The sequence below is a fragment of the Corallococcus sp. AB018 genome, from assembly GCF_003986945.1.
Lineage (GTDB): Bacteria > Myxococcota > Myxococcia > Myxococcales > Myxococcaceae > Corallococcus > Corallococcus exiguus.
On sequence record NZ_RAWR01000063.1, the window covers coordinates 37876 to 44426 of the forward strand.

At 68.8% G+C, this 6551-nt stretch carries 7 protein-coding genes; 2 read left to right on the forward strand and 5 right to left on the reverse strand.

Annotated features, from left to right (window positions below; all coding sequences use genetic code 11):
* The first annotated feature begins 123 nt into the window (after nucleotides 1–123).
* Nucleotides 124–876 (forward strand): alpha/beta fold hydrolase, encoded by a 753-nt coding sequence (locus D7Y11_RS15605; protein WP_126934094.1) that lies wholly within the window; start codon nucleotides 124–126, stop codon nucleotides 874–876.
* 85 nt (nucleotides 877–961) lie between these two features.
* Nucleotides 962–1504 carry a biotin transporter BioY gene (locus tag D7Y11_RS15610; protein ID WP_233607297.1) on the forward strand — a complete coding sequence of 181 codons (543 nt, stop codon included), beginning with the start codon at nucleotides 962–964 and terminating at the stop codon, nucleotides 1502–1504.
* A gap of 244 nt (nucleotides 1505–1748) precedes the next feature.
* On the opposite strand, the gene D7Y11_RS15615 is transcribed toward D7Y11_RS15610, so the two are convergent.
* The 5 genes from D7Y11_RS15615 to D7Y11_RS15630 form a co-directional block, all read right to left on the reverse strand.
* Nucleotides 1749–2504 (reverse strand): DUF5953 family protein, encoded by a 756-nt coding sequence (locus tag D7Y11_RS15615; protein WP_126934096.1) that lies wholly within the window; start codon nucleotides 2502–2504, stop codon nucleotides 1749–1751.
* Entirely contained in the window at nucleotides 2501–3115 is a 615-nt protein-coding gene (locus tag D7Y11_RS15620) for a DUF6310 domain-containing protein (RefSeq protein ID WP_306770439.1), read from the reverse strand. Before D7Y11_RS15620 ends, D7Y11_RS15615 begins: the two co-directional genes overlap by 4 nt.
* Nucleotides 3116–3419: 304 nt before the next feature.
* Complete coding sequence (gene arsN2, locus D7Y11_RS15625; RefSeq protein ID WP_126934097.1) at nucleotides 3420–3875, reverse strand: arsenic resistance N-acetyltransferase ArsN2; 456 nt, start codon at nucleotides 3873–3875, stop codon at nucleotides 3420–3422.
* Nucleotides 3876–4062: 187 nt separating this feature from the next.
* Nucleotides 4063–4218, reverse strand: a complete 156-nt coding sequence (locus D7Y11_RS43310; protein WP_158624588.1) for a hypothetical protein — start codon at nucleotides 4216–4218, stop codon at nucleotides 4063–4065.
* A 133-nt stretch (nucleotides 4219–4351) separates the two neighbouring features.
* Nucleotides 4352–6412, reverse strand: a complete 2061-nt coding sequence (locus tag D7Y11_RS15630) for a glycosyltransferase family 39 protein (RefSeq protein ID WP_126934098.1) — start codon at nucleotides 6410–6412, stop codon at nucleotides 4352–4354.
* Between the last annotated feature and the right edge of the window lie 139 nt (nucleotides 6413–6551).

Sequence of the window (6551 nt, forward strand, 5' to 3'; positions counted from 1 at the left end):
CCGCGAGGGTTGACTGTGACCCTGAGTCCCGTGTCATTGAACTCCCAGGCGGAAGCGTTCTTCACGGCATCAGGCGTTCGGCTCCGGCGGCGGGGGGCTCGTCCAGGCGCCTTCAACTGGCTGATGCTCCCGGGCGGGCCGGGGATTGGCTCCGAGAGCCTGTTCAGCCTGGCGGACGCGTTGGACGTTCCCGGGACGTGCTGGATGGTGGACCTGCCGGGAGACGGGTCCAACGTCTCTCCTCCCGGTGCGCCCCAGAATCCCTACGACGTGTGGCCGAGGGTCCTCATCGAGGCCGCCCAGGCACTTCCGAACTGTGTCTATCTGGGGCACTCCACGGGCGGCATGTATCTGCTGTCCGTGCCGGAGCTGGAGTCGCTCCTCGTGGGCCTGGTGCTCGTGAGCACGGCGCCGGACGCGAACTGGCGTGCGCCGTTCTTCGAGATGACCCAGCGCCATCCCCTGCCCGAGGTCGACGCCGCGACCCGGCGTTATGAAGCCGAGCGCACGGATGAACGGCTCCGCGACATCGCGGTGGCGTCGGCGGAGTGGAACTTCACGCCGGAGAGCGTCGCGGCGGGGCGCGAGCTGTTGCGGCGGATGCCCTACAACCGCGCGGCGGTGGACTGGTCCGACCGGAACTTCGATGAGACGTACGTCCACACCTGGTGGCCGCGCTCCCTGCCCACGCTCATCATCAGCGGCGCCGAGGACCGCATCGTCCAGCAGACGCCCTGGTCGCAGCCCGCGTTCCAGGGGCCGCACATCCTCCACCAGCGGGTGGAGGGCGCCGCGCACTTCCCCTGGATGGAACGCCCGGACGCCGTGGCTTCCGCGATGCGCGCGCTGGTCGCCCGGATGACGCCACATCCCTGAGTCCCCAGGTCTTGCACCGGCGTACGTCCTCGCCGAGCATCGACCCGTGTCTCCCCTCCCCCTTCACGTCCTGGCTGACCGCTTCGTGCGCACGCGCGCACAGGAAGCCGCGCTCGTCCTGGGCGCGGCGCTGTGCACCGCGCTGTTCGCCCAGGTCTCCATCTCCGTGCCGGGCTCACCGGTGCCCATCACGGGACAGACGCTCGCGGTCGTCCTCACGGCGGCGGCGCTCGGCCCCGGGCGTGGCCTGACCGCGCAGGTCGGCTATCTCCTGCTGGGCGCGGTGGGACTGCCCTTCTTCGCGAAGGGCGCCAGCGGATGGGGAGCGCTCGCCGGTCCGACGGGCGGCTTCCTGGTGGGCTTCCTCCCCGCCGCGTTCCTCGTGGGCCTCGCGGCGCGCCATGGATACGACCGGCGGTGGTGGACGGCGGTTCCGCTCTTCCTCGCGGGCCAGCTCCTGGTCCTGATCATCGGCGTGTCGTGGCTCCACGTGAAGGCCGGGCTCGACTTCGCCACGGCCTTCCAGAAGGGCTTCGTTCCCTTCATCCCCGGGGGAGTGATCAAGGCCGTCATCGCCGGCCTCGTCATGCCGCTTGCCTGGAAGCGCTTCCGGCATGGCGCGCCGTGAAGAAGCGCGGTCATGCCCCGGAACGGCCGAGCCACTCCTCGAACCGCGTCTTCCGCCTGCGCGGCCCCCGGGTGACGGCTCGGCGTGCGCCTCGGCTCCCCATGCGAGCACCAGCGCAAGGGCCAATCTGAAAGGTTGGGACAGGGATGCGTGACCTCCCACATGGGCACGCTAGCATCGCGGATGCTCGCGCAGTGCCGCTCTTTCCCTCAGTCCGAGCTGCGTCCAAAGCCCCTTGATTGCGTCAAGGCGCCGCCCGTCCACCGACCTCCGGAAAGCGTTGGTAGGCGCGCTTGAGTGCATCCAAATGGGCGGGGTTTTCCAGGTCGAGCGGCGCGTCGGTGAGCTGTACGACCCAGCCGCCGGATGCCGTTCGACGCGCTCGCGAGAGCAATTCAGCGTCGCGGGTCGGGTCGGGGAATCCAAGGGTCCGCGAGGCAGCGGCTGACCAGTAGTTCAGCCACCCAAGGTAATAGGGGATCTCTGGTGCGCGGATCTGATCGAGGAGCTTGAGGGCCGGCAGCCCCCGACGTGGGGACGGCGGCCCTTCCAGTGTGGGGGCTGTCTGATACGCGATGTCCAGCGCAGCGTCATCCGGCGTCGCATGCCCCCAGAACGCGCAGGCGCCCTCCGCTACTCGCTCCAGCATCGCCCCCGCTGCCGCGATAACGGCCGCATCTAGCGGTAACTCCGCTTGGACGTCGAGCAGCGGCTGACCGCCCGGTCCGAGGCGTCCCGACCTCCCCCTTCCTGAAACCGTCACGGGGTAGCTCTCGTCGCCATTGCACAGGAGTGGGAGCTTTCCGCGTGGTGTCGCCTCAATGAGCCAAGCGTCGCGTTGAGGTAACTCGATAGGGCGCCCTCCTTTGCCCACTTCCCAATTCAGGCGCAAGCCGGGCAGCGCCCGTTCCATTCCACGGACGACCGCGAGTGTGCGGCCATCATTGGCCACGAGCACTGGCGCGTAGACGGTCAGATCGAGGCGTTTCTGAGTGGTCATCGCTTGCATCCTGTGACGACGACATTGAGGAATCGATTCGCTCGCAACAGCGCGTCTTTGTGCGCTTGGGTGCTCACCCCGATCACGCAGCCATATCCGCATGCCGCCGCTGCGTCTTGCTCCCTTTCTATTTGCTCCAACTCCTTCGCAATCTCCTGCCTCCGGATGAAGTCATTGTACGAGTCGAATCGATGAGTCTTGATCTCCCACAGCACGCGCACGCCAACTTGCAACGCATCGAAGCGCACGCCGCCAACAAGCACATCCATTCCGGGATAACGGTTGGGTGGGAACTTGTCGGCGCATTCATCATGCGGGGCGTCCTCACCCGCGTGGGGCACTGGAACAGGCTCGCAACTGGCGCGGCCCGTCCTATCCACAGGCACAGGTGGCACCGGGGGCTGCCAGTCCTGCCCCGCTGGCTCGGGCTTCAGCTTGGGCTTGCGTTGCGCTTCAGCTTCCCTGGAGGACACCTTCGTTCCTCGTGAGGTCCCTGCTTCTTCGGGGTAGGCGTGGCGGAGTTCGTATGAATCCAGCGCTTCTTTGATGGCGACGGCGACCACCACCACGCCAAGCACGATCACGGCGCCCACAACGATCTCAGGAGCCACCAGAACGCAGCGCCCGACTCCCATGGCACCAGCGCCAGCGGAGGCGACCGCGCATCTTCCCTCAGTGTCGTGGAACTCGATCCGGTCATGGTCGAGGGCCTGATAACACCGCTCCACCAGGACGGGCCAAGGCTGGAAGCCTCACGGACAACGCACTGCCCGCCGTCCGTCCAGGGCAGCGCCGCCGCTCGCTGGAGATGGGCAATCCTTGGGTTGCGCGCCGTCGGTCTTCCAGGGCTCGGAGGAGTCGTAGCGCACGCCGTGAGGAAGAGGAGGAGCGCGGCGCAAGCACGGAGCCTCATGTCTATGAACCGTTCTTCAGCGCAAGAGCGGAGCGACGCATCACGATTGCGCTTGCCGGACATGCCCCGCGTAGCGCTTCGGAGGCGTTCAGCTCGGAAGGGAGCGTGTCACGGCCGATGCAGACAAAGCCGAAGCGCGGGAAATAGTCCGCGGCCGTCGTGGTCAGCAGGTACAGCACTGGGAGTCTGTCTTCATCGGCCTTCGCAAGAACTCGCCGAACCAAGTCGGAACCTACGCCCAGCCCCTTCACCTTCTCCGCGACGGCAACGGAGCGGAGCAAGCCGCCCGTGGCGTAGACCTCCAGCCCGGCGACAGCGAGCAATGTTCCTGCCTGCTCAGTGACATGGAAGTGCGGAAGGTGCTCAGTCACCCCCTGGAGGGGCAGCCCAGCCGAGGAAAGAAGAGCCTGGATCGCAACCAGGTCACCGGGGCGGGCAGCGCGTATCGTGAGGGTCATCGACGCCACTCCTCTTGGGACAGAAGGACCAACACACGAGAGCGCACGTCGTCCCGGCTCTCACGCACGCGCTCCAGTGATTTACCCTTGAGGTCTTCCAGAGCCAATCTTCCCGCTTCAAGCCAGGCACGAAGGGGCACGCATCCCCGCATCCCATCCAACGCCGTACGACGCCCAGCTCCGAGCATCACGAGGGCCGCCCCCTGGACGTCCAGTCCGAGTTCGGCTTCCTGTCGCGGGTGACTTGCGCGAGTGACTCCAGCGCTTCAAGCGTTCCGACGCCGTGACGGTGCTCGCGCAGATGGACGCGGGCGAAGTACTCATCCTCGACGGGCAGCGGCACCTGGGCATCAACAAGCGGACCGAACTGCTCGCCCGAGTGGCCAGGCCTGACGAGAGTTCGGAGAGCCTCCTCGAATGCACACGGCGTTCGCTGGGTGAAATGCAAACGCATGCACCCGGAATGTCTTTGCGGCTCAGGGAGGAGACACGGCGACGCGCTGCCCCACGGCGCCAAACTCCAGGTGTGTCACCTTCGCGCGGGGCGGCCCCAATGCGGGCAGGATGAACCACGCCGCGCCCACCAGGGCCTGGGGCCTGCGCAGCGTCACCCCTGGCTCCAACACCCGCTCCACGATGCCGTCGGGACCGTGGAAGGTGACCCGCAGCGTCTGTGGCACACCGAGCGCCCGGACATAGAAGGCGTAGCGCTCGATGCCGTGGCCCAGGCTCCGGGACGCGAACCCGAGCACCTCCAGGTTCCCCTGCCGCACGGACAGGGGCGTGATGCCGTCAGGCAGGGGCGCGGGCTGGGGCAGCGGCGCGTCCAGGTCATAGGCCCGCAGCGCGGCCTGGGGCGGCACGCCGGGCACGGGGGCGTAGGGCTCCGCGAGCGGCGAGACGAGATACGGGTGATACCCGCGCTCGTGCGCGAGGGCCACGTCCGGAGCCCGCCGGTACGTCATGCGCCCGCTCCAGAACATGAGGTTCAGGTTCTCGAAGTTGAGCGGCGGATCCGAGTCCAGCGCGGCGAAGACGACGCTGCGCTTCGGCGTGTTCCGGGACAGCGCCAGGCCCACCTCGCGCGAATAGCTGACGTACAGCTCTTCGAGGTGCGCGTCCTCGTAGCGCGCCTTCTCCACCGGCAGGGTGATGGCCAGGTGCCAGGCGAGCACGCCCGACGCCGCGAGCCCCAGCACCCCGGTCATCCATTCGGGCCGGCGCGCCAGCCGCCACACCACGGCGGTCATCGCCCCCGCGAAGAAGACCATCACCAGCCCTTCGGCGAGCCCCGGAAGCGTCCGCGTCTGGTCCCAGGACGCGGGGAGCGACTCGCGCATGCGGGTCAGCGCGGGCAGGTGCTCCATGGCCAGCGGCGTGCCGAGCGCCGCCAGCAACAGCGCCGCGAGCGTCGGATGGCGCCACGCGTCCGAGCCCGCGATGGCCAGCGCGGCGAGGACCGCGGGCACTGCGCCCCAGGCAATGGCCGGGACCTTCACCGTGCCCAGCGACAGGACGAGCCACGTCGCCCCCACCCACAGCGCGAGCCCCACTGTCTCCAGGTCCCGCTTGCGCGCGGCGCGCACCAGCAGCCAGCAGAACGCGACCAGGGGCAGCACGTTCGGGAGCGGCTGGAAGCTCGTGCGGTTGACCTCGTTGAGGACGGCATCCAGCGGGCGGCGCCAGGGCCCCACGTCCACGGTCGGATCAGGGAAGAGGTGCGCGCGTGTGACGCGCGACTCCAGGTCATGCAGCTCCGGCCAGCGCCACCCGGAGTAGAGACTCCAAGGCGCCGCCACCACTCCGGCCGCGGCCACCATGGCCAGCACCGTGGCGAGCCTCGGGCCCGGACAGAAGCGCAGCCGGCTCAAGGCCCACAGCGTCGCGGCCACGCCCAGCGGGGTCAGCGCGAGCCCCGTCTTGCAGAGGAAGCCCAGCCCCACCACCGCTCCCGCAGCGAGCCCCCACCGCCAGGAGTTCTCCCGGGTGGCGTGGAAGAGCAGCGCCACCGCCACGGCGTTGCACCCCGCCAGCGTGCAGTCCGTCACGTCCCCGAAGAAGCGCCCCTGCACCAGCTGCCAACCGAAGGGCAGTGCCAGGAACCCCACCGCCGCCAGCGTGGCCCACAGCCGCCCCGCGGGCCGTCTGGCGATGAGGTAGATGGCGGCCCCCGCGGCCAGGTGGCCCAGGAGCGAGGCCAGCCGCAGCGCGAGCGGCGTCACACCCACGACGTGCATCATCAGCGCCCCGAACCAGAAGGGGCCCGTGGGCTTGTGCATCCAGACGTTCGCGGCCCACCAGTGCCGGATGTCGCTCGGGTAGAGCGGATCCTTGTAGATGTGCGGCGTGAAGAAGGTGTCGTGCGTGCCGCGCGCGGCGGCCTGATGCATCGCCTCGTCCCAGTTGTAGATGGCGGGATGGGCCAGATGCGGCGCCAGCTGCGCGAGCCCCCACACCACGAGCGCCACGACAATCAGGCCGTCGAGCTTCGTCCGGTACGGGCCAGGGGCGCGGTAGGTCTGGAGGGGGGCGTTCATCGGAAGGGGGCAATTCACCACCCACGCCCTGGGACCGCAAGCCGCGCAGGAGCGGCCGCCCGAGCCGATTCCGGAGCAGGAACGGACCAGACGCCGCAGGTCCGGACCGTGTGTCCGCCCCCGGTTTCGGGCCCAATCC